The 20,465-nt window shown below is 44.5% G+C and carries 23 protein-coding genes and 1 other RNA gene; 15 read left to right on the forward strand and 9 right to left on the reverse strand.

The genetic code is table 11. The annotated features are described in order from the left end of the window. Window positions 1-28: 28 nt before the first annotated feature. The 3 genes from surR to A3L04_RS01605 are packed head-to-tail and all read left to right on the forward strand — an operon-like array spanning window position 29 to window position 2,086. A complete protein-coding gene (surR, locus tag A3L04_RS01595; protein ID WP_068576104.1) occupies window positions 29-745 on the forward strand; it encodes a sulfur metabolism transcriptional regulator SurR in 717 nt (238 codons plus the stop codon). Continuing rightward, the gene (locus A3L04_RS01600) at window positions 714-908 is read left to right on the forward strand and encodes a DUF362 domain-containing protein (RefSeq protein WP_084448840.1); all 195 of its coding nucleotides are present in this window, start codon (window positions 714-716) and stop codon (window positions 906-908) included. The genes surR and A3L04_RS01600 overlap by 32 nt, the downstream gene beginning before the upstream one ends. Beyond that, window positions 905-2,086: an NAD(P)/FAD-dependent oxidoreductase gene (locus A3L04_RS01605; protein WP_068576107.1), complete on the forward strand. Its 1,182-nt coding sequence runs from the start codon at window positions 905-907 to the stop codon at window positions 2,084-2,086. The genes A3L04_RS01600 and A3L04_RS01605 overlap by 4 nt, the downstream gene beginning before the upstream one ends. Here the strand turns inward: A3L04_RS01605 and A3L04_RS01610 are convergent. Both A3L04_RS01610 and A3L04_RS01615 read right to left on the reverse strand, forming a co-directional pair. Beyond that, window positions 2,070-2,843, reverse strand: coding sequence for an NAD+ synthase (locus A3L04_RS01610; RefSeq protein ID WP_068576109.1), 774 nt, complete (start codon window positions 2,841-2,843; stop codon window positions 2,070-2,072). The two genes, A3L04_RS01605 and A3L04_RS01610, sit on opposite strands and share 17 nt — an antisense overlap. Next, a complete protein-coding gene (locus tag A3L04_RS01615; protein ID WP_068576111.1) occupies window positions 2,840-3,790 on the reverse strand; it encodes a tetratricopeptide repeat protein in 951 nt (316 codons plus the stop codon). The genes A3L04_RS01610 and A3L04_RS01615 overlap by 4 nt, the downstream gene beginning before the upstream one ends. Before the next feature lie 52 nt (window positions 3,791-3,842). On the opposite strand from A3L04_RS01615, the gene A3L04_RS01620 reads away from it, so the two are divergent. The 9 genes from A3L04_RS01620 (at window position 3,843) to rnpB (ending at window position 10,740) form a co-directional block, all read left to right on the forward strand. Then, window positions 3,843-4,289: a molybdenum cofactor biosynthesis protein MoaE gene (locus A3L04_RS01620; RefSeq protein ID WP_068576113.1), complete on the forward strand. Its 447-nt coding sequence runs from the start codon at window positions 3,843-3,845 to the stop codon at window positions 4,287-4,289. Between the two features lie 104 nt (window positions 4,290-4,393). Then, window positions 4,394-5,308 (forward strand): SPASM domain-containing protein, encoded by a 915-nt coding sequence (locus A3L04_RS01625; protein ID WP_068576114.1) that lies wholly within the window; start codon window positions 4,394-4,396, stop codon window positions 5,306-5,308. A 125-nt stretch (window positions 5,309-5,433) separates the two neighbouring features. Next, window positions 5,434-6,180: an ATPase domain-containing protein gene (locus tag A3L04_RS01630; protein WP_068319967.1), complete on the forward strand. Its 747-nt coding sequence runs from the start codon at window positions 5,434-5,436 to the stop codon at window positions 6,178-6,180. 13 nt (window positions 6,181-6,193) lie between these two features. After that, a complete protein-coding gene (locus A3L04_RS01635; protein ID WP_068576116.1) occupies window positions 6,194-6,949 on the forward strand; it encodes an RAD55 family ATPase in 756 nt (251 codons plus the stop codon). 37 nt (window positions 6,950-6,986) lie between these two features. Further along, window positions 6,987-8,138: a DNA-binding protein gene (locus A3L04_RS01640; RefSeq protein ID WP_068576118.1), complete on the forward strand. Its 1,152-nt coding sequence runs from the start codon at window positions 6,987-6,989 to the stop codon at window positions 8,136-8,138. Further along, window positions 8,114-9,238: a tripartite tricarboxylate transporter permease gene (locus tag A3L04_RS01645; RefSeq protein ID WP_068576120.1), complete on the forward strand. Its 1,125-nt coding sequence runs from the start codon at window positions 8,114-8,116 to the stop codon at window positions 9,236-9,238. Before A3L04_RS01640 ends, A3L04_RS01645 begins: the two co-directional genes overlap by 25 nt. Before the next feature lie 32 nt (window positions 9,239-9,270). After that, on the forward strand, window positions 9,271-9,855 hold the full coding sequence (locus A3L04_RS01650; RefSeq protein WP_068576122.1) for a zinc ribbon domain-containing protein: 585 nt from the start codon (window positions 9,271-9,273) through the stop codon (window positions 9,853-9,855). Beyond that, a complete protein-coding gene (locus tag A3L04_RS01655) occupies window positions 9,842-10,405 on the forward strand; it encodes an aldolase (RefSeq protein WP_068576124.1) in 564 nt (187 codons plus the stop codon). The genes A3L04_RS01650 and A3L04_RS01655 overlap by 14 nt, the downstream gene beginning before the upstream one ends. A 10-nt stretch (window positions 10,406-10,415) precedes the next feature. Then, window positions 10,416-10,740: RNase P RNA component (gene rnpB / locus A3L04_RS01660), an RNA gene on the forward strand. On the opposite strand, the gene priS is transcribed toward rnpB, so the two are convergent. Together priS and priL are read right to left on the reverse strand one after the other, a co-directional pair. Next, window positions 10,726-11,778 (reverse strand): DNA primase catalytic subunit PriS, encoded by a 1,053-nt coding sequence (priS, locus tag A3L04_RS01665; RefSeq protein WP_068576126.1) that lies wholly within the window; start codon window positions 11,776-11,778, stop codon window positions 10,726-10,728. The two genes, rnpB and priS, sit on opposite strands and share 15 nt — an antisense overlap. Then, the gene (priL, locus tag A3L04_RS01670) at window positions 11,741-12,910 is read right to left on the reverse strand and encodes a DNA primase large subunit PriL (protein ID WP_068576128.1); all 1,170 of its coding nucleotides are present in this window, start codon (window positions 12,908-12,910) and stop codon (window positions 11,741-11,743) included. Before priL ends, priS begins: the two co-directional genes overlap by 38 nt. Before the next feature lie 46 nt (window positions 12,911-12,956). Here priL and A3L04_RS01675 point away from each other — a divergent pair, with 46 nt between their 5' ends. Both A3L04_RS01675 and A3L04_RS01680 read left to right on the forward strand, forming a co-directional pair. Then, a complete protein-coding gene (locus A3L04_RS01675; RefSeq protein WP_068576130.1) occupies window positions 12,957-14,015 on the forward strand; it encodes a Clp1/GlmU family protein in 1,059 nt (352 codons plus the stop codon). 63 nt (window positions 14,016-14,078) lie between these two features. Further along, window positions 14,079-14,546, forward strand: a complete 468-nt coding sequence (locus tag A3L04_RS01680) for an Lrp/AsnC family transcriptional regulator (RefSeq protein ID WP_088859096.1) — start codon at window positions 14,079-14,081, stop codon at window positions 14,544-14,546. On the opposite strand, the gene engB is transcribed toward A3L04_RS01680, so the two are convergent. Continuing rightward, on the reverse strand, window positions 14,518-15,096 hold the full coding sequence (engB, locus tag A3L04_RS01685) for a GTP-binding protein EngB (protein ID WP_068576134.1): 579 nt from the start codon (window positions 15,094-15,096) through the stop codon (window positions 14,518-14,520). The two genes, A3L04_RS01680 and engB, sit on opposite strands and share 29 nt — an antisense overlap. Before the next feature lie 52 nt (window positions 15,097-15,148). On the opposite strand from engB, the gene A3L04_RS01690 reads away from it, so the two are divergent. After that, the gene (locus A3L04_RS01690; protein ID WP_084448841.1) at window positions 15,149-16,291 is read left to right on the forward strand and encodes an MFS transporter; all 1,143 of its coding nucleotides are present in this window, start codon (window positions 15,149-15,151) and stop codon (window positions 16,289-16,291) included. Here the strand turns inward: A3L04_RS01690 and A3L04_RS01695 are convergent. From A3L04_RS01695 to A3L04_RS01710, 4 genes are all read right to left on the reverse strand, one after another. Next, complete coding sequence (locus A3L04_RS01695) at window positions 16,282-17,472, reverse strand: proteasome-activating nucleotidase (protein WP_068576137.1); 1,191 nt, start codon at window positions 17,470-17,472, stop codon at window positions 16,282-16,284. The two genes, A3L04_RS01690 and A3L04_RS01695, sit on opposite strands and share 10 nt — an antisense overlap. A 91-nt stretch (window positions 17,473-17,563) precedes the next feature. Then, window positions 17,564-18,652, reverse strand: a complete 1,089-nt coding sequence (locus A3L04_RS01700; protein WP_068576139.1) for an ABC transporter ATP-binding protein — start codon at window positions 18,650-18,652, stop codon at window positions 17,564-17,566. A gap of 4 nt (window positions 18,653-18,656) precedes the next feature. Then, complete coding sequence (locus A3L04_RS01705) at window positions 18,657-19,526, reverse strand: carbohydrate ABC transporter permease (protein WP_068576141.1); 870 nt, start codon at window positions 19,524-19,526, stop codon at window positions 18,657-18,659. Continuing rightward, window positions 19,526-20,464 carry a carbohydrate ABC transporter permease gene (locus A3L04_RS01710; protein ID WP_068576143.1) on the reverse strand — a complete coding sequence of 313 codons (939 nt, stop codon included), beginning with the start codon at window positions 20,462-20,464 and terminating at the stop codon, window positions 19,526-19,528. The genes A3L04_RS01705 and A3L04_RS01710 overlap by 1 nt, the downstream gene beginning before the upstream one ends. Between the last annotated feature and the right edge of the window lies 1 nt (window position 20,465).

The raw sequence follows: 20,465 nt of genomic DNA on the forward strand, positions 1-20,465 counted from the left end.
GCGCCACACATATGGGTAGGTGGTGAATATGGAACCTGACGTATTTTACATCCTGGGGAACAAGGTTAGGAGGGATTTGCTGTCTCACTTAACGTGTACCGAATGTTACTTCAGCCTCCTCAGCAGTAGGGTTACCGTTTCCTCAACCGCGGTAGCTAAGCACCTCAAGATAATGGAGAGGGAGGGTATTCTGCAGTCGTACGAGAAGGAGGAGAGGTTTATAGGGCCGACCAAGAAGTACTACCGGATTTCAATAGCGAAGTCATACGTTCTAACACTAACTCCTGACATGTTCTGGTATAAGGGATTCGACCTGGATGGGGCTGAGCTTAAGGACGTTCATGTGAACTTGTCCTCCTTGAAGGAAGATCCCCAGGGATTAAATGAAATGCTCTCTGAGTTTTTAAAGGCTAACAGGGAACTTGGGAAAGTTTTAGAGGCTTTCAGGGCCGTTGAGGCCTACAGAAATAAGCTAATTAAGATGATAAAGGAGGAGTATTTGAAGACTATTGGCGACATGACCCAGCTTGCGATCTTGCATTATCTCCTCCTGAATGGTGAGGCTACAATAGAGGAGCTTAGCGATAGGTTGAACCTTAAAGAAAGAGAAGTTCGGGAGAAAATCGAGGAGATGTCTCGGTTCATCCCAGTAAAAATGATAAATGATGGCAGGGTTCTTCTCGATGAGGCAAAGATCATCGAGGGTGGTAGCGATGGGGAAGAAAATCCTGGTAAAGGTAAATGAAGATAAATGCTACCTTTGCGGTGGTTGTGCTGGCGTTTGCCCGACCCTTGCAATTGAAGTCGCCTCTTCTTGGCATTTTCTTGGGGATAAATGTATCTCGTGCATGATATGCATTAAAGCGTGTCCCGTGGGGGCCTTAAGCTACGAGGAGGTGTCACAATGAAGTACGATGTCGTCGTCGTTGGTTCGGGCGTTGCCGGTCCCATCGTTGCTAGGAACGTGGCTAAAGCTGGTTTCTCCGTTCTCTTGGTCGATAAAAAGCCTGCGATTGGAACCCCGAAGCAGTGTGCTGAGGGAATAAACGTTAACATCTTTAAAGAGTTCGACATCCCCTACGATAGGAGGTTCATCAATAGGGAGATTTATGGGGCAAGAATTTACTCTCCAAGCGGCTACACCGCGGAGCTTAGGTACAAAGAGGTCAGTGGGGTTATACTTGAGAGGAAGGTTTTTGACAAGATGCTCGCTTATTATGCGGCCAAGGCTGGTGCTGAGGTTCTCGCTAGAACCGAGGTAGTTGACGTTCTGAGGGATGGCGGTAGGATAGTTGGCGTGAAAGCCAAGCATGAGGGCGAGCCCTTGGAGATTAAAGCAGATGTAATAGTTGCAGCTGACGGCGTTGAGAGTACCGTGGCGAGAAAGGCTGGAATAAACACATACGCTCCTCCACACGAGTTCGATTCCGCCTACGAATACGAAATGCTGATAGAGGGCTACGACCCCGACCTCATACACCTCTGGTTCGGCAACGAGATAGCCCCGAGAGGTTACGTCTGGGTCTTCCCCAAGGACGAAGATAGGGCCAATGTAGGCATTGGCATAAACTCGGACAATGAGAAAACTGCAAAGTACTACCTTGACAAGTGGCTTAAGGAGAACAACATCCCCAGGAACAAGATCCTTGAGGTCAACGTTGGCCTAGTTCCAGTTGGGGGATTTGTTAGGGAGTTAGTTAAAGACAATGTTCTCGTGGTTGGGGATGCGGCGAGGCAGGTAAATCCCGTCCACGGTGGCGGGATGTATGAGGCAATGAAGGCCGCAACTATAGCGGCAAAGTGGATCGTTGAGGCTTTAAAGGAGGAGAACATGGAGTTGCTCAAGAACTACACGAAGGAGTGGTGGGAGACAGAGGGGCCGAAGATGGAGAAGTTGCTAAGGCTTAGGAGGGCAATGGAGAAGCTTACGGATGAGGACATAGACGTGTTCGTTCAGCTGCTGGGCGGAACTGATTTAGAAAAGCTAGCTAGCGGAAACTACTTCGAGGTTGTTAAGGCCTTAATGAAGCATCCAAAAGTGTTAATGAGCAAGAGAAGGCTGGAAATCCTCAAGGCTCTAATATGAGATCTTCGAAGCTTGGCCCCTGGGGTAGCCTTCTCTTGTGCTCGCTGCCCTTTACAAGTTTTTCCACATGCTCTACCCTTTCCACAGGGATGCTGAGCTCATTCGCAATTTCTTCTTTTGGCATTTTCAGATCAACTAATCTCCAGAGGATCTCATCTAGAAGTTTGTAGCTTATTCCGAGCTCTCCCTCATCCGTTTGTCCCTCCCAAAGTCCGGCCGTTGGCTTTTTCTTGACTATCCTTTCGGGGACACCGATTCTCTTGGCTATTTGCCAGACTTCAGTTTTGTATAGGTTTATGAGCGGAGCATAATCGCTGGCTCCATCTCCCCACTTCGTGAAGTAACCAGTTAGGAATTCGCTCCTATTGCTCGTTCCTAGGACTATCCTACCCAGGGAGTTTGCGTGTGCGTACAGTATTATCATTCTCGTCCTGGCCATTATGTTGCCCAGGGATTTCCTATCGAGATCGATGTTTAGGGAGTTCTGAAAGGCATCTACAATGCTCTTAATGTTAATGATCTTGTACTCTATCCCAAGGGACTCGGTAACCAGCTTTGCGTCCTCAACATCTTGGTTTTCATAGTATGGCATTATTAGGCCTAGAACCTTCTCTTTCCCTAAGGCCTTTACGGCAAGGTATGCTGTTGTAGCACTGTCAACTCCTCCGCTTATTCCTATAACTACCCCTGGGCTGGCCTTCTCTTTGATGAACTGGACTATCCTATCTATCGCGGCATTATAGTTTAGTGCCCTCATAGCTCAGCCTCCCCCAGGAATTCTAGAATGGAAACTAGCCTTTCATCTTTCACCTTGGTTATTATCTCGCTTACCTCTTCCCTTCCTACTTTTCCGTCCTTGTACAAGGCTATTCTCCTAACCCCTTCAAAGAAGTCTTCAAACTCTGGAATTGCGGCCTTGAACATGGGCATGGAATTGTATATCTCCTCAAAGTCATCCTCCAGCATGAGTTGCCAGATTAAATCTATGAGGCCGTCGAAAGCGACATCAAAGAAGTCCGTCCCTTTGGCCTCTAAAAGGGCATATAAGCACTCCTGCATTGCGGCTTCATAGTTTTCTTCGTCCTCAAATATCTCCTCAAAGGCTAGGTGAATCTGAGATTTTAATTCCCCCTTTGGGACTTCTGGTAATAACCTTGCGAGCCTCTCTTTGGCTTTAACCTTGTCTCCCGCTTCAAAAGTTAAGTAGCCTTCATAGATTTTAGCCCTGAGTAGCTTTTCCCTGTTGTTGGCTTTCTCAAGATTCTCAATGGCCTTTTTTATGACCTCTAGGGCCTTGTCATATTCTTGGAGCTCTTCATGAATCGTTGCAATCCCAAAGTATGCTTCTCCGAGCTTTTCTGGGTCAGTTTCTTCTTCAATGGCCTCTCTGTAAATATCTAGGGCCTTCTCTGGAAAGCCCAGCAGACTATAGAGATCTGCAAGTTCAAGTAATCCTTCAAAACCCTTCTTTCTTGCGAGATCCTCGAATTCTGCAATCTTATCAACTCCAAGGAACTCCGCATAATAATATACCACGATTTTGTATAACTCTAGGTCTTCGTATTCCCTTGCCTTCCTTTCTGCCACCTCTAACACTTCTTTTAGCTCCTCATCGCTAAGCACATCTATTTTTTTGGTTAGCAGGGCTTTTGCCTCCTCTAATCTTCCCTCTTTCAATGCTTCCACTATTTTCTCGGCTTCCATTATTCTCCCCAAACAATTTTTAAATTCCAAGCTTAAATACGTTGGGATCTGTATGGGGGAGAAAGTGGGCCTATTCAAAAAGCCCAAAGATTTCAGCTTGGAAGAGGCCATTAATTTAGTATCTTCACCGGAAAGTGGTGGGATAGTGATGTTCCTTGGCAAGGTTAGGAATGAGAACCATGGAAGAAAAGTCTTGAAGTTGATTTATGAAGCCTACGATGATATGGCCTTGAAGGAGATGGCCAGAATTAGAGAGGAAGCAATCTCAAGGTTCCCAATAACCGATGCCCTAATATGGCATAGAGTTGGAGAGCTTGAGGTTGGGGAGAACACAATACTGGTTGTGACGGCCGGTAAGCACAGAAAAGAGGCTTTTGACGCCTGTATGTGGATTGTTAATGAAGTCAAGAAGAGGGTTCCCATATGGAAGAGGGAAGTTACCGAGGAAGGTGAATTCTGGATTGAGGGTAATAAGCTTATCCCCGTGTCAAAGGAATAAGTGCTCTCGTCACTTTTTTACATACTATCGTTGGTAGTGTGCAAAATCGGTATAGAAAAGGTTAATATAAATGTTGTGTACTTTATATTTTTCGGTGAGTTGATATGGAGAAAACAAAGGCTCTTATGTATGAAATCCCTGTGGGTAGGGCGAGAATAACGGCAATAGCTAAGCCACCATGGACTGTAGTCCCCCATACTGGAGCCCTCGAAAGGTTAATTCTCATGATAGGTCGGGGAAAGGGTGTTTTTTCTGAGGTATCTTTCATACCGAGAAGCCTTGGTTGTATTGGAAATAACAGGCTTGTACTGTATAGGGATCCCCTCCCACTTAAGAAGTTTAGAAAGGTCATTGACGAATTCAAAAGTATCGCTAAAGAGGGTGAAGTGTACATAACAAACTACGACACCATTGAAGATGCTATAGAACTTGCTAATTATGCTGCCTCTAAAGGTCTTGAAACGTACGTGACAGCTTTAAGTGAGGATTGGGACAGGATTCCCGGAAACAGGGAGTTTAAGGTGATAGGGGAAGTACTTTACAATGAAATCAAAAGTATTGACAACTTGGATAAGGTTGATATCCTTTTAGTTATGGTGACTTATCCTCAGTACAGGGAGCTTTTAAGGGAAGGCATAGATTTTGGGGGAGAAGTATGGGTTGATATATTATATCCTGGTTCCTTAAGAGCTCTGAATTTTAACCCTCTAGATGTCAGAAAGGTTGTCAATCCAACCTCGATAACTTATAATAACTGTATGTCTGGTTTGGTTGCAGTGACACCTGAAGGGTTCGTCACTCCGTGTCCACTTCTCAGGAAGTTTATCGTAGGGGATGTGAGTAGGGAAAGCCTGAGAAGTATAGTGAAGAAGCAGAGATTAAAGAAATTCTGGAAATTAACTAAGGATAACATAGATCCATGCAAGACCTGTTCATTGAGATATGTTTGCCATGACTGCAGAGCGTTGGAGTACCAAGCTACTGGAGACATATTCGGTATGGAATTTTGTCCATTATAACTTGTTCAATCTCTTCCTAATTTTGCTAAGACATCTATGATTATTTCAGCCTGTTATGGCAAAACCTTTATATTTTTACGTCCAAGAACTATCGAATAAGTCAGGATTATCTTGGGGTGATGATAATGGGTTATCAACCTATCCGGAGAGTTAAAAGTGGTATCCCTGGCTTTGATGAGCTCATTGAGGGGGGGTTTCCAGAGGGTACTACCGTCCTTCTCACTGGTGGTACTGGAACGGGTAAAACAACGTTTGCAGCCCAGTTTATCTACAAAGGGGCCGAAGAATATGGAGAGCCTGGGGTATTCGTTACGCTAGAGGAGAGGGCTAAGGATCTCAGAAGAGAAATGGCTGCCTTTGGATGGGATTTCGAGAAGTATGAGAAAGAAGGGATGATCGCGATAGTTGATGGTGTTAGCGCTACTGCTGGCTTGCCGAGCGAAGAGAGATTTGTCCTTGAGGATAGGTTTAACATAGATAACTTCCTGAGGTATATTTATAGGGTAGTCAAGGCTATAAATGCTAAGAGACTTGTTATCGATTCAATACCATCAATTGCTCTCAGATTAGAAGAAGAAAGAAAAATTAGAGAGGTTTTGCTAAAATTGAACACTATTCTTCTCGAGATGGGTGTCACAACTATACTTACAACTGAAGCTCCGGATCCGCAGCATGGTAAAATAAGCAGGTATGGAATAGAGGAATTCATTGCTAGGGGAGTTATAGTGTTAGATCTTCAAGAGAGAAACATAGAGCTAAAGAGATATATCCTAATTAGGAAGATGCGTGAGACGAGGCATTCAATGAAGAAGTATCCGTTCGAAATTGGTCCTAATGGAGTCGTTGTCTACCCAAGCGGAGAAATCTATTGAGCGGGGGAGTTCAATGTTCGAGAATGGGGAAGAGAAAATTGAAAAGGTAGTTGAGAGAATCCCTACTGGAATAATAGATGATTTGATAAGTGGTGGTATACCGAGGGGGAGTGTTGTTCTTTTGATAGGAGATCCTAAGGCCGGTAAAAGTACTTTCTTAACGCAATTTGCTTTTAACCAACTTAAGGCAGGCATACCTGTAATTGGAGTTTTAATTGACGTGTCAAAATATGAATTCATAAGCAATGCTCTCGACTTTGGCTGGGAGTTCATGCCCTTCTTGGATGAAAAGATGATACTTCTTGATGCATATAGTCAAAGGTTGAGAAAGGCTCCTAAATTTTCATTTGATGAGACTGTGATAGCCGATCTAAGCGACACTACCAGACTGCTTGATGCAATCAAAGATACAACGCTCAAGATACTTTCAACTACACATGCGGATAAGATAGTGGGGTTTATATCTTCCATGACGCCTGTTTTCTTTGAAACTTCAAGAAAAGAAATATACAAATTCTTAGAAGAGTTGAGGGAGTTCGCTCACAGAAATAGACAAGTTTGGGTTCTCGAAATGAATTCTGGAATTGAGGAACCATATGTTGAGATGATGGTTAAGGCAATAGTTGATGGGATTATCGAGCTTAAACTAATGGAGGAGGGTAAGACTCTGAGGAGATATCTTAGGATTTATGGGATGAGGAGAACGGCTCATAGGCTTGATTGGATCGAGTATAATATAACCTCGGAAGGTATTAAATTATTACCATAAAATAAAGGTATTTAAATGTCGTTTCAAAGGGTAATATATGCGACCACTTAACATTGCACTAGTATTAGCGAGTTTAGCGTTCTTGGGCCTTGCCAATATAGTCTCAAACGTAGAACCTGTTGACATAATGGAAGCGGAGGAGGGTAAACTAGTTGAGTTTACTGGCGTCTGTGCATATTCCTCTGATGGATTTAGCATATTAACCGATGGAAAGTTCTCAGTCCCCGTTTTTTCTGATCTTGAAGTTGGAGAAGTATATAGGGTTATTGGAGTGTACAGGGGACGCGGGATAAAGCCCAGGAGAATAGAGAGTGGTGATATGGAGCTCGAGGAGATTGAAGGAGCATATTGGGTTGATTACTATCCTTCAATTCTAACTCCGAAGAAAATTAAGCTTAAATTTGAGCTTTCTGGAGTAGAACAGGGTGAAATTGTTAGGGTTAGAGGGGTTTTCTTTGGAAGCAAACTTGTCCCAGTTGAATACCGTGTAGTTGGGAATTTAACATACCCAAAGGATGGCTATCCCTTCAAGTTTAGGGGCGTCGTTCTATATGGAGGTAACCCTGGGGTGATATTGTGGAAAAATAGGAGTGTGAGGGTATATCTGAAGGACAATTTCACATTAATCCCCGGGAGAGTCGTTGAAGTTTTTGGGATAACTAGGGTTGCAGGCGGGATAATAGTGTATGCTTCCCATTTCAGGGACACTGGAAGTGCTAATGTTTCAGAAAAGCCCAACATAGGAGAAATTGCGGAGAGTGAATGTAGGATAATTCAGAAACTGGAAAATAGAGTCAAGCTAGAGTGTCTAGATTTACCGCTTTCTAACGTTACGGGGAGAATAGGGGATAAAGTAAAGTTCAAGGCCCTAAGGAGGTTCTCTGACTATTTGTGCTTGGATTGTACCCTATATCCTAGGGAAGACCTTGGCAACATGATATGTAGCCCTGAGGTTGGAAAAGCTGGAAAGGTTTCTGGAGTCGTTGAGAGTGTAAAAGAAGTTAGGGGAAGAATAATAGCTCAAGTTAGGCATGGGGATTGCAAAATACTCCTTAAATTAAAGCCAGATGTTAAGGTTAAGGTCGGGGATGAGGTTGAAGCGTTTGGCGTGTTTTCTACCTATTACAGGAAGCCAATACTGGTAGTTGAGGGGGAGGAAGATATATGCTTGAACTCTTCCTGCAGATGATAAAAGGGGTTGCATTTGGCACCCTCACTGGTTTGACGCCCGGGTTGCATGTTAACTCCCTGAGCAGATTATCCCTTCCAGTCCCTACATTATTCGTGATGGGCTTGGTTCACACATTTCTTGATTCAATTCCTTCAGCACTATTTGGTGTCCCGGATGGTGACGACACTGTTCCTTCTCTCCTACCTTCTCACAGGATTGTCCTTCAAGGGAGGTTTGGAGAGCTGGTTAGACTGTCCATTACCGCAAGTACAATAGCCCTAATACTTGCGGTTTTAACTTATCCTCTATATTCGCTCGTCGCTCCTCTCTATAGGTTTGAGGTTGGATTAGTCTTTATAGTGTTCCTTTCCATCTTTCTCATTTTCTCTCAGAGGAACAAGATTGGTGCTCTCATGATATTTCTCTTCTCGGGGTTTCTGGGTTATTGTGCATTCAACATGCCCATTAGGGATCCATTTTATCCACTCTTTACCGGGCTTTTCGCACTTCCCCTCCTAATCGAGTCCTACTTAAATCCTCCAAAGGAGATAAAGGTTGAGGACTCAGATCTAAGTATTGGAATCCTGAGGGTGCTAAAATTCAGTGCTCTCGGAACTTTCTTTGGGTCTCTTGCTTCCCTTCTCCCCACGCTGACTGCCGGCCAAGCCTCACTTCTTGGATCTAAGCTGACGGAGGATGACCTTGACTATCTCACGATAATATACTCCACGAATACCGCAGCTTATGCCTTCTCACTTGCGAACCTCGCCCTCACAGGCAAGACCAGGAATGGTGTTATGGTGGCGATTGGTGAAGTATCAACTTCGGAGCTCCCCTACTTGTACCTCCTCGGGATTTCAGCGGCTCTGCTGGTTATGGTATTTGCCCCCAGGGTAGCAATTCTCTTGGGAAAGGTTGCGTTTAGGTTTTATAGGAAGGTCATCATAGCTATAATTCTTTTCTTGTTCGCCTTGGGCTACCTCTACAATGGACTTCCCGGGGTATTCCTAATGCTTTCATCGATGTTCCTGGGATTCCTTGCCCCAAGGTGGCAGGTTTTTAGGGTAACCTATATGGGAGTTCTCATGCTCCCCGTGCTCGTGGAAAGTGTTATTTAGGCCTTTAGGGTAGCTCGATAAAGGGGAAGGAAATGGATGTCTACGAACCGATAATGGGGGCTTTTCCAATAGCCAAGAAGCTCTGGAGGAAAATAATTGAGAACAAAGGTCTTCCATCTCCTGACGCTGTAGGCAAGATGCTGGAGAGTATAGGGTTGGAGAAGCTGTTTCTGGGGAAAGGATTGGGAGTTTTTAGGAACAACTTCGTTATAGCCCTTTTAATTCCCAGGGAGAACATGATAGCTGTTGACTTCGTATCCGCCACGGGGGATTTAAGCGATGCCCTCGAGTTAATAGCATATTATGACCGGGAGATAGATTGTTATGTGGTTGAGATAATCCCTGCAAATGAGCTCGAGTACGAAGAAAACCTCGGAGTTGAACCCGTTATAATTGACGCGAAAACCTTCGAGCTTAAGAGCTACCCGGTGCTCGGTGAGTTCAAGCAGGGGAAGAAGACCATAATCCTAAAGGTTGACAGCGAAACTTACAAGCTCTGGAAGGAAAGCGGGAAGCTCAACGTCTGCCCTGTGTGCGGTGGGGAGCTTAGGTGGAGGGGGAAGAGAGCTGTCTGCACAGACTGCGGTATAGAGGTGGTTGTCGATGAGGAACGTTAAAGCTAAGCTCGTCTATTACTCAAGGCTTGCCCACAAGAAGGGGTTGACTGGCTCTTTTGGAGGAAATATAAGCGTTAAGGTCAAAGATTACATCTTCATCAAGGCAACTGGTTCCGTGATGGAGGAAATGAGCTATTCTCAAGTTGCTGTAATGAAAATTGATGGTTCCATTGTTTCGGCTATACGACCTTCATCCGAGTACAGGCTCCACCTTAGTGTCTATAGGAACAGGGAAGATGTAAGGGCCGTCGTTCACCTTCATCCTCCTTACTCTATTACCCTCTCCATGTTCGAGAGGGAAGTTCCCATGCTGACTCCGGAGGCCCAGCTTTACCTTTCAAAGGTTCCAGTTCTGCCTTTCAAACCTGCGGGCAGTGAAGACCTCGCTAGGCAGGTAAGTGAGGCCATGAAGAATTATGATGCTGTAGTCCTCGAAAGGCACGGGATAGTTACCGTGGGTAGAACTTTGAGGGAGGCCTTTTACAAGGCGGAGCTCGTCGAGGAAGTTTCAAGGCTGTGGTACCAAAAGTTTATAGCCTCTCGAGAGTAAAGGGGAGCAGGCGAGGGGGCTGGGGGCTGTCGGGCTCGTACCCGAGGAAGTTCCGCCCACCGCACCGGGGCCGCGGTGCCGCAAGGCACCTCCCGAGAGGGAGGGCAACGGCACAGAAACGACACGTCCCTCGGGAGATGTGGATGAAAGCGGCGAAGGCTCCCGGCGACGGGAGCCGAGTTAACCCGCAGACAATCCCGAGGGGAGCGGTGAAACGGCCGTCCCGCGGGGTGCAAGGCCGAGAAAGGGCCGATGAGTTCCCGGTGTGAGGCCCGTGGTAGGCCGCTTAGTCGAATGCCCCCGGAGGTACAGAAGGCGGGCTATAGCCCCCTCGCCTCATCTAACTCTTCCCACCACTTCTTGTAAGCTTCTCTTACTTCTTTCTTCCTGAATTTTGGAACGGCATGTCTAAAAGGATTGAATTTCATAACCTCTCTTTCAGTTGTCCCTACGTACTTCGCAATTAATCCTACTTTGGAGTGCAGAGTTGAGGGTAGTCTTAGTATCCTCTTTATATCAACCGTAACCCTCCCATCGAAGTATGCTTTTGAGAACCTCGTTGAGAGCGCAAAGAGCTTTGCCAGAGTTTCAACTCCAACTCCCTCAGGGAATGAAGCTAGAATAGCGTTTCGGACGAATCCTCTATAAATCTCCTCTTTTGAGTTGATTATTTTCTCAGCAATGTCCCTTCTAATTCCTATGTTCCTAAGGTGTGGGAACTTCACTCTTAATATGAAGTATCCGAACCTGAGCCTGAAAACCCTGGGATAGGAATGGTTTAGGACGAACCATCCCCTCTTTTCAATCAAAAGTTTTCTGAATTCTGATGCATCCTCAATTTCGCTGGCAGAAACGAAGGCTAATATCCTCTCCCTTGCCTTTGAGTCAAGCTTCATCGCCCACTCATCGAGAACCCTTATGTGATATCCCCTCCCGGAGTACACAACGTGGACATTTTCGAACCCTAATTCTTCTTTTAATATAATAAGGGTATCCTTAGCGAGCTCTTTTGCATCGTTGAGGCATATAGGACAGACAGTCCCAGGTTCATGATCGCACCTTTTTAGTGGTAGGTCTTTTGCGTCTATATCGAACACAACTTCCGCTCCAAGCCATCCCTCCATTTTTTCAGGTTTTTCGTATAGGGCCACGCTGGAGTAGATAGCGTAGGGTGAGGTTGCCTTGATATAGTCTTCTAAGTCTCTTAAGTCAAAATACCTGTTCTTTCTATCGCTGGGACCTTCTCCGGTATGGTCAAATCCAAATTCTCTATATTCCAGAGTATTCATTATGAAATCTGGTATATCTTTGGCATTCCACTCCTCTTTATAGAATCTACTCCTCTCTTCCTTTGTTACCTCCCTTAGGAGCATTCTTCTTACCCTCCATGTAGAGTCTTCTGAGATAATAAGTTAGGGGATTCCTGATGTACTTGCAGTGCTTGTCCGGAGTGCAGAGTTGCGGTGCATTTGCCCTTATCTTTTCGCAGTTTGGTGGGAAGTACCACGTTGAATTTCCGCTGTCCTCGAGGGTTGGGTTAGCTGTGTACCCGAAGCCCAGGTGGTACCATATGTTCTTAATTTCATTTGGTTGATCTTCGAAGAATGGAGGGGAACAACGGTTCGCCGCCTCTATTATCATGGGGAGTATTTCTTCTTTTATTACTTTTAGATCGTCTATGCAGTCTCTAATCCTTATATTTCTCTTAGGAGGGTTAGGACATATCCTTGCATAGCTTAAAAAGCTTGTAAGTAAGACTGTTATGGCATAGTTCCTGAGTCCCTGGGGTACACCCCTGAGAGCGTTCTTCACGCAGGGTGGGAATAGCTCGGGCTTTAGAATCCCTGACTTAACGTCTCTAAATCTGGTCTTGAACTCTTCTTCTGCAAAGTTCCTTATTTCACCCAGTAGTTCGGTATAAAATTCTGGAAGATCGTCTCTAATCTCATAGAGTAAGTTGACCGCTTTCTCAATATTTCTCTCAAATGCCATCTCCCAGATCTTCATTAGGTCTTCCTTTTTTAGGTACACAAGCCCCTTGTAAATGTAGTAGTTGGAAAGCTTTTCCCCAGGTAAGAGCTCCAGGAACTCTGAAATCTTAATAGTGTACTGTGGTAGTCCCCTAAAAACTCTCTCGAGAACCTTAATATCATTGACTGGGAACTCTACTGCCAGCTGAATTGGAAGGCTGATCTCTTCAGGCCTGATTTTCTCGGCCCTCCTAATTCTCTCCGAGTAAATTATCAAGTTGGCCTTCTTTACGAGCTCCAACTCTAAACCATAGGGAGAGAACGCTAATGCCCCGAGTAAGGCATAGAACTGGGCAAGATCCCTTATATCTTGAACATCCATAAATTTGTTGGTGTTTTCCTTATACTTGATAACCTTTAGTCTTCCAACAACTTCTTCGATTGTAACGATATTAGGTATAGCGTTCATAAATTCATTTATGGATCCGAATTCTTTTAGTAGGTCTTTCGCTCTCTCACTGAATGGGTCAAGCATGCTGATAGATAATACCCCTGCGATAAAATATTAACGGGTGGTATGGATGGATGTCAATAAGGCGTCTTTTACGAGGGAAGTTCCAGAGGACAGGCAGATTGCTTTAAAAAAGATACTATCACTGCGAAAACCTGCCAAAATAATGATAATCGGGGACGTTGATACGGGAAAGACGACATTGGCTGTTTATTTGGCAAATGAACTGATATCTAACGGTTTAAAGGTAGCAATAATCGATTCTGACGTTGGGCAGAAAGGCATACTGCCTCCCGGAACCATAAGTCTAGCTCTAGTTGATTCTTATTTCTCATCCATGGAAGACCTCAAGCCTTATGCTCACTACTTTGTTGGTAGCATAACTCCGACTCAGTTTTTTGGGGAGATGGTTGTGGGGGTGAGCAAGTTAAGTGAAGTCGCTACGAGGCTTGCGGACGTGGTTCTTATAGACACAACGGGGATGATTTATGGTTCTGGGGTTGACTTGAAAAGGATGAAGATTGAGGCCGTTAAGCCAGACTTAATTTTGGCACTAGGACGGGAAAATGAACTTGAACCAATTCTAAGGGGGTATGAGGAAATAACGATGGAGCTTCAAGTTAGCGAGCAGGCAAGGGACTTCTCAAGAGCGGAGAGGCGAGCCATAAGGAGGGAAAAATGGAGGAAATATTTTGAGAACGCAAAGTTGAGGGTGTTTGAGCTTTCAAACGTTGTCGTTACGGGAACATCTCTATTCCAAGGTAAACCAATAAGCGATGGGGAGAAATCTCTGCTAGAGAAGCTTTTTAAATGGGTAGTTATCCACGGTAGGAAAATTGGTGATAAATATTTTGTAGTTAAGGCTGACGTAGTTGAAGGTCCCAGGAATATTGACAAAAATGTCTTGAGGTTCCTTGACTTTACAAAGCTAAGCAATATCCTTGTTGGACTAATCGATAGGGAAGGCTTTTGCTTGGGAGTGGGAATCTTAAAGGGTATAAACTTTGCTGAGGGGAAAATCGAACTCTTAACTCCTGTTGAGGAGCCCGTTGCTGAGCTCAGGTTTGGCAGGATCAGGGTTAGAGAAGATGGTGAAGAGCTCGGAATACTTGACAGAGATGCCCTTTAGCCAAAAAATTTATGAAACCTGTAAAGGAGTTAAGTTTGTAAAGTTCAAGGATGGTGTAGCTCTATGACAAGGGAAAAAATCGAGCTCACCAATAGACAGGTTGAACTTTTAAGGAAGCTTTACAGAGAAGGGAAAACGATAGAAGTTCATACAGTTGAAAAGACCCAGGATGAACTTGCCGAAGAGCTTGGAATTACGAGGCAAGCACTGAGTAATCACTTAAAAGTTCTGAAGGAGCTGGGATACATTAGGAAGGGTAGGGGTTTTATAGATCTAACTGAAAAAGCTCTTGAGCTTTTAGGAGAGAAAAGAGGAGATGTCTTTATCTTTGTTAAAATAGAACCAACAAAGAGGAAGCATGTTTATGATGCAATAAAGAAGCTTAGGGTGAAGAAGATTTACCGTGTAACTGGAGATATAGACTTAATAATAGAAGCAGATAAGAGTAGGCTTGATGAAATACTAGAGGAAATTGCTGCTTTGGATGGTGTTAAGGAAACAATTACTCATGTTGTTCTTGGCATCCTTTAGATCTTAGCTTTTCATTAATTTTCCTCTTTAACAGATCGATGTTGTCCCCAAACTTTGCGGAAATTGGGACGAAAATATCATTAATTCTATCCCATGGTACTCCGAATTTGTCTGCAAGGAAGTACAGAGTTTTTTGAACGTTTTTTATCTTGTCCAACTTGTTCACCGCTACTAATGTGGGTATATTGAGCTCAGTAAGGAACTGATAAAATTCGACGTCAATCGGTATTTCTCCTCTTTTCTCCCATCGCTCAATTATTTCAGGGGCAGCTTTGCCATCAACAACAAGAATAGCCAGATCTATTTTATCTGCGTTATCCTCTATGAAGTGCACGATCTCATCCTTTATCCTTTCTTGAACCTCCTTGGGTAGCCCAGCCATGAATCCAAATCCTGGCATGTCTATGATCTTGTGTCCCTTCCACTCTATCTCAATTATCTTCCTTGTAACTCCGGGCCTCTTCCCTCGCCTAACCTTTTTACCTGTAAGCTGATATATTAGGGTGCTTTTACCAACGTTTGACCTTCCCACGAATATTATCGTCGCCATCACAACATCCACATCCGCTATTCTTATAAATTCAACTGTATTCTGCGGGATGATGTCATACAGGTTTCATAAAGATGCGTATCTCCTGGTTATCTATTATTTCATAGCTTGGTTAGGTGGCACTATGGCATGGTTCGTTCAGCCCTTCTATTTCCAGTCCCTTGGGTATAGTTATGAGGATCTTGGAGTTATATTTTCGGTAATATTCGTGACCCAAGCCTTTGCCTTAATCTTTACCGGTCCTTTTACCGCGAAGTTTGGGTACAGGAGGAGTATATTCCTAGCAGTGCTGTTCTTTATGATAACGAGGGCAATTCACGTTCTCTTCCCTATATATCCTCTCCTTATCTTTGCCTCGGTAAGCTTCGGTATTGGAATGGCCCTTGAGTATCCAGCTTTAATGAGTCTCCTCTCCGAGAGCGTTGAGGAGGAGAGAAGGAACTACATATTCTCACTTAACTGGGGACTGGCAACAGTTGGTGGTGGCCTTGGGACGCTTTTTGGTGGGTATTTGTCCTCTCTTTTGGGGTATAGGATTACCCTCGCTATAGCTTCACTCTTCGTCCCGCTTCAGGGTATGATAATGGTTCTAGTTACTCCGGTTAGGGAGAGAGTTGAAGAGGATATTCACTTAGAGTGTTTGATTTTAGTAAAGATAGCAAAGCTTTCCATCCCCATAGCCGTCATTGGGGTTGCAGGTGGGATAACGATGAACTATATGGGACCGTGGTTTAGGGATTACTTCGGCATAAACGTTGAGAAAATTGGGTGGATATTCACATTTTTCATGATATTTACGGGCCTTGGAACGTTGCTCTCCCCATACCTAGCTGAAAAATTCTCCAACTACTGGATAATCCTTACATTCACGCTCTTAAGTGGCTTTTCAACATTCCTGCTTCCCCTCGATGGTCTGTTTTTGGCCATAGCTCTGCATACTCTTAGAATGCTCCTAATAAATATGGAAACCCCTATATGGGATTCCCTATATGTTAGCTACTTTGCAGAAAATAATAGATCAACAGCACTTGCCTTGAAGAGCTTTGCGTGGACAGTCTCCTATGGAGTGAGCCAGTACATTGGAGGCTGGCTCTTTAACAAGTCCTTGACATGGCCTTTTTATGTGAGTGGAGTTATCTACATGCTATCGGCTTTACTCTTCGTGGAAATATACAAGAAGAGGAATCAACCATAGATGACCTCATGCGACAATATCTGCTGGATTAGCTTCCTCTCGTTTCCTAGGACTTTGTCTATTGCCTTTAGGAAGTCCTCCTGGGTTACGTACGTCCTTCTATCTCTAATTGCAAACATTCCTGCCTCAGTTGCGATTGCCTTTAGATCAGCTCCACTCGCCCCTTCAGTCATCTCTGCTATTATCCTTAGGTCTACTCCTCTCATTTTCATTTTTCTCGTGTGGACCTTTAAAATCTCAAGTCTGCCCTCGAAGTCTGGTAGAGGCACCTCAATTAGCCTATCAAATCTTCCTGGTCTGAGCAGTGCTGGGTCAAGTATGTCTGGTCTGTTTGTTGCTGCTATAACCTTCACGTTGCCCCTCGGATCGAATCCATCCATCTCAGCTAATAACTGCATCAGAGTTCTGTTGACTTCTCTCTCGCCACCGGTTGTTTCATCCATCCTCTTTGCTCCAATGGCATCAATCTCGTCAATGAATATAATTGTTGGAGCTTTCTCCTTTGCCAGCTCGAAGAGCTCATGGACGAGCCTCGCTCCTTCACCGATGTACTTCCTCACGAGCTCACTTCCAACGACCCTGATGAAGGTCGCATTAACCTCATGCGCTAGGGCTTTGGCCATTAAAGTTTTACCGCATCCTGGAGGCCCGTACAGGAGGACACCTTTTGGTGGATCTATGCCAACTTCTTCGAATAACTCTGGATGCTTGAGTGGCAGCTCAATGGCTTCTCTCAGTTCTTGTAGTTGCTTCTTTAGGCCTCCAATATCATTATACGTTACATTCGGTCTCTCTATAACTTCAAACCCTAAAACTGCTGGATCTTTTGATGTTGGTAGCACCTCAACTACTGCCATTGTTCTCTGATCTAAAGCAACTCTTGCTCCTGGCCTTAGTTTGCTCCTATCAATCCATGGTGCAATTCTCACGACGAACCTGGGCCCATTATAGTTCTGTACTATTGCCCTGTCGTCATCTAACACTTCAATTACAGTACCCGCAAATGCTGGCGGTTGTCTTAGCCTCGACATCTCACTCCTTAACCTAGAAAGCTCTCTCTCAAGTCTCTCCTTATCAGCTTCAAGCATTCTCACTTGAAGTTCAAGCTGTCTTATCCTTCTTTTGAGGTACGTTATGTAATCATCGTAATTTCCTTGAAATTGAACCTCATCTCCACTCATAATTTCCACCTCTCGCTTAGGTATCACTCTAAATGAAGCTACTTCTTACTCCTTTATAAAGGTTTGTTCAAAAATGAAAGAAATTTTGGCCTTATTCGGCCAAAAACTCTAAGGCCTTTTCGGTTTTCTTATCAAAAAGAACGAGAAGGTCTTCCTTGACTTTAATGGTTACCTTTTCTCCGAAGTTGAAGTGCTCTCCTTCTGGCGCGAATACCTTGACTATTGAGTTGTTAATTGATATCGTTACTATTTGCTCCCTTCCGAGGGGCTCAAATGAGTAAACTTCTCCGACTATTCCCTGTGATATCCCCTTTTCAACTTCGGCGTCATGAGGTCTGAATCCTATATAAACCTCCTTTACGCCGGTTTTCTCTATTATTCCTCTGTACTGTCTTGGAATTGGAATAGAACTCTCCTCTGTTATGACTAACTTTCCGTCTTCGACCTTTGCCTCTAGGAAGTTCATAGGTGGATTGCCCAGGAATCCTCCCACGAACTTGTACTTGGGCTTGTAATAGACCTCATCTGGCGTTCCAACTTGGAGTATCCTCCCCTCTTTAATTACGGCAATTCTATCGGCCATAGCTAGTGCTTCAGCCTGATCGTGGGTAACGTAAACGGCTGTAATTCCCAGCTCCTTCTGCAATCTTTTCAATTCTGCCCTAACTTCGAGCCTTAGAAGGGCGTCCAAGTTGCTTAGGGGTTCATCCAAGAGGAGGACATCTGGTTCTTTTACTAGAGCCCTTGCTATCGCAACCCTCTGTTGCTGTCCCCCGCTGAGTTGCCACGGATACCTGTCAAGGAGCTTGTCAATGTGGAGCATCCTGGCTACTTCCCTAACTTTCTTGTCAATTTCTTCCCTGGGGACCTTTCTAAGCTCTAGGGGGAATGCTATGTTTTTGTACACTGTCATGTGTGGGTAGAGGGCCCAGTTCTGGAAGACAAGGCCCACATTTCTGTCTTTGGGTGGTAGCTCGGTAACATCCCTATCATCAAAGTACACCTTCCCAGAAGTTGGCTTGTATATCCCCGCTATGGTGTATAAGAGTGTTGATTTTCCACTTCCCGACGGCCCCAGGAGCGCCATAAACTCTCTGTCTTTTATCTCAAGATTAACGTTATCTAGAGCCGTAAAATTCCCAAACTTCTTAACTATATTCTCTAATCTCACGCTAACCATGCTATCACCCCTTAATTCCTCCCGAGTACCCTCTCAGGAGGATTTGCTGAGCTGTAAGGAAAAATATTATCGTTGGAAGCAGGTAGAGGGTTCCAGCTGCCGCAATTAATGGCATGTGAGTATACTCTGCTTCTATGTTCGCTTCAATGAAAGTTGCAAGTGTTTGATCAATAAGGAAAGTTCTCACATAGATAATGTCCTGCCACCCGGCTAGGAATGAAAATAGTGCAACCGCAAGTATTCCGGGTTTTATTAGGGGCAGCATGATCTTTCTCCAAACCGTTATCCTCGATGCTCCATCGATGATACCGCTCCATTCAAACTCCCAAGGAATTGTATCGAAGAACCCCTTCATCAGCCAGACAGACATAGGAACCTCTAATGCAGCTCTTGCAAATATTACGTAGATGAAGGAATAGAGTCTAACCCAGTCTTGTCCCTGAGGGAACGAGATTCTGTACAGTAGGTAAACTCCAACGATTAACGCCACCCCAGGAAATGCGTGAAGTAGCATAAGCGAGACTATCATCCACTTCCTTCCCTTAAAGTCCATCCTCGAGAGAGCGTAGCCTGACATTACGCTAACAAGGGTTACCAATCCCGAGACTCCCAGGGCTACGATTAAAGTATTTAGAACAATTCTAATCATGTTAACCCTAACGCCGCCTGTTATTGCCAGCTTTCCCCTGAACACGTTGATCCAGTTCTCGAGAGTTGGATGGAAGCTCTTAAAGTTAAAGTTAGTAACCATATCCTTACTGAAGCTTGAGATTATCAGCAGGGAAAACCCTATGAGGAGAGGAAGTGTTGCTAGGAATATTGCCAGTATCAAAATCCCTTCGTACTTCCTGGGCCTTGTTTCGACGTCTTTCATTAGAGATCACCCCTTGGCCTTTTGATCATCTTTTCAAATTGAAGAACCTTCAGCGTAATCAGCCCCCCAATGATCCCCAATATCGAGAGAACAACGGCGGCTGCAGCCGCTAGCCCCTGGTCCTGCTCTCCTCTGCCAAAGGCCGTATTGAACACATACAGTGCTAGCGTCGTTCCATAGTCCCTATCCACGAGGTCCCATTCGACCAGTAAGAACAGGTGGGGGTACGTTGTTAGTAGGCTTAGGAACTGCCAAGTCAGAACATAGAGGAAGTGCCACTTCATTAGGGGTAGGAGTATTCTCCTTGAGATCTCCCAAGCTGAAGCTCCATCAACCCTTGCGGCTATCACCAGTTCCTTGGGAATTTGGTTTAGTGCTGAGGTAAACACTATCATACCAAAACTTACCCCAACTAATCCATTCACGAATATTATAACGCTCCATGCACCCCAGGGGATTATTTGACCCCAGGGAATAGGTTGATTAATTATCCCCAATTTCATGAGTATCGAATTTAGTGTTCCAATCGAGCTCCCGTGGAAGAAATAATACCAAACTAAACTGTAAACAGCTATTGGGGACATCCTGGGCAAGAGCCAGAGAAGCCTAAAAGCTGAAGCTGGCTTTTCACGCATAAAGAACGTGGCGAGTGCTAAGCCTAAACCTCCCAGGACGTTAATTATGAGCGTTATCCCAACGAACACAACGGTTGTCAAAAGTACAGCCTTAAAAGTGGGATCATACCTAAACATGTGGAAGAGCCTCTCATAATTGTAGAAACCAACAACCTGGTGGAGGTACCTATCAACGTTCCAGTTCCTCATACCAGTGAAGCTTATGTAGACCGTAAGCACGAGGGGGATTATGTAGAATAATACGACCATAAACACCATAGGAAAAAGAAAAAAGGAGAGATCCCTAAGCTTTTCGTTTCTCATT

It is taken from the genome of Thermococcus chitonophagus (genome assembly GCF_002214605.1).
GTDB classification, from domain to species: Archaea; Methanobacteriota_B; Thermococci; order Thermococcales; family Thermococcaceae; genus Pyrococcus; species Pyrococcus chitonophagus.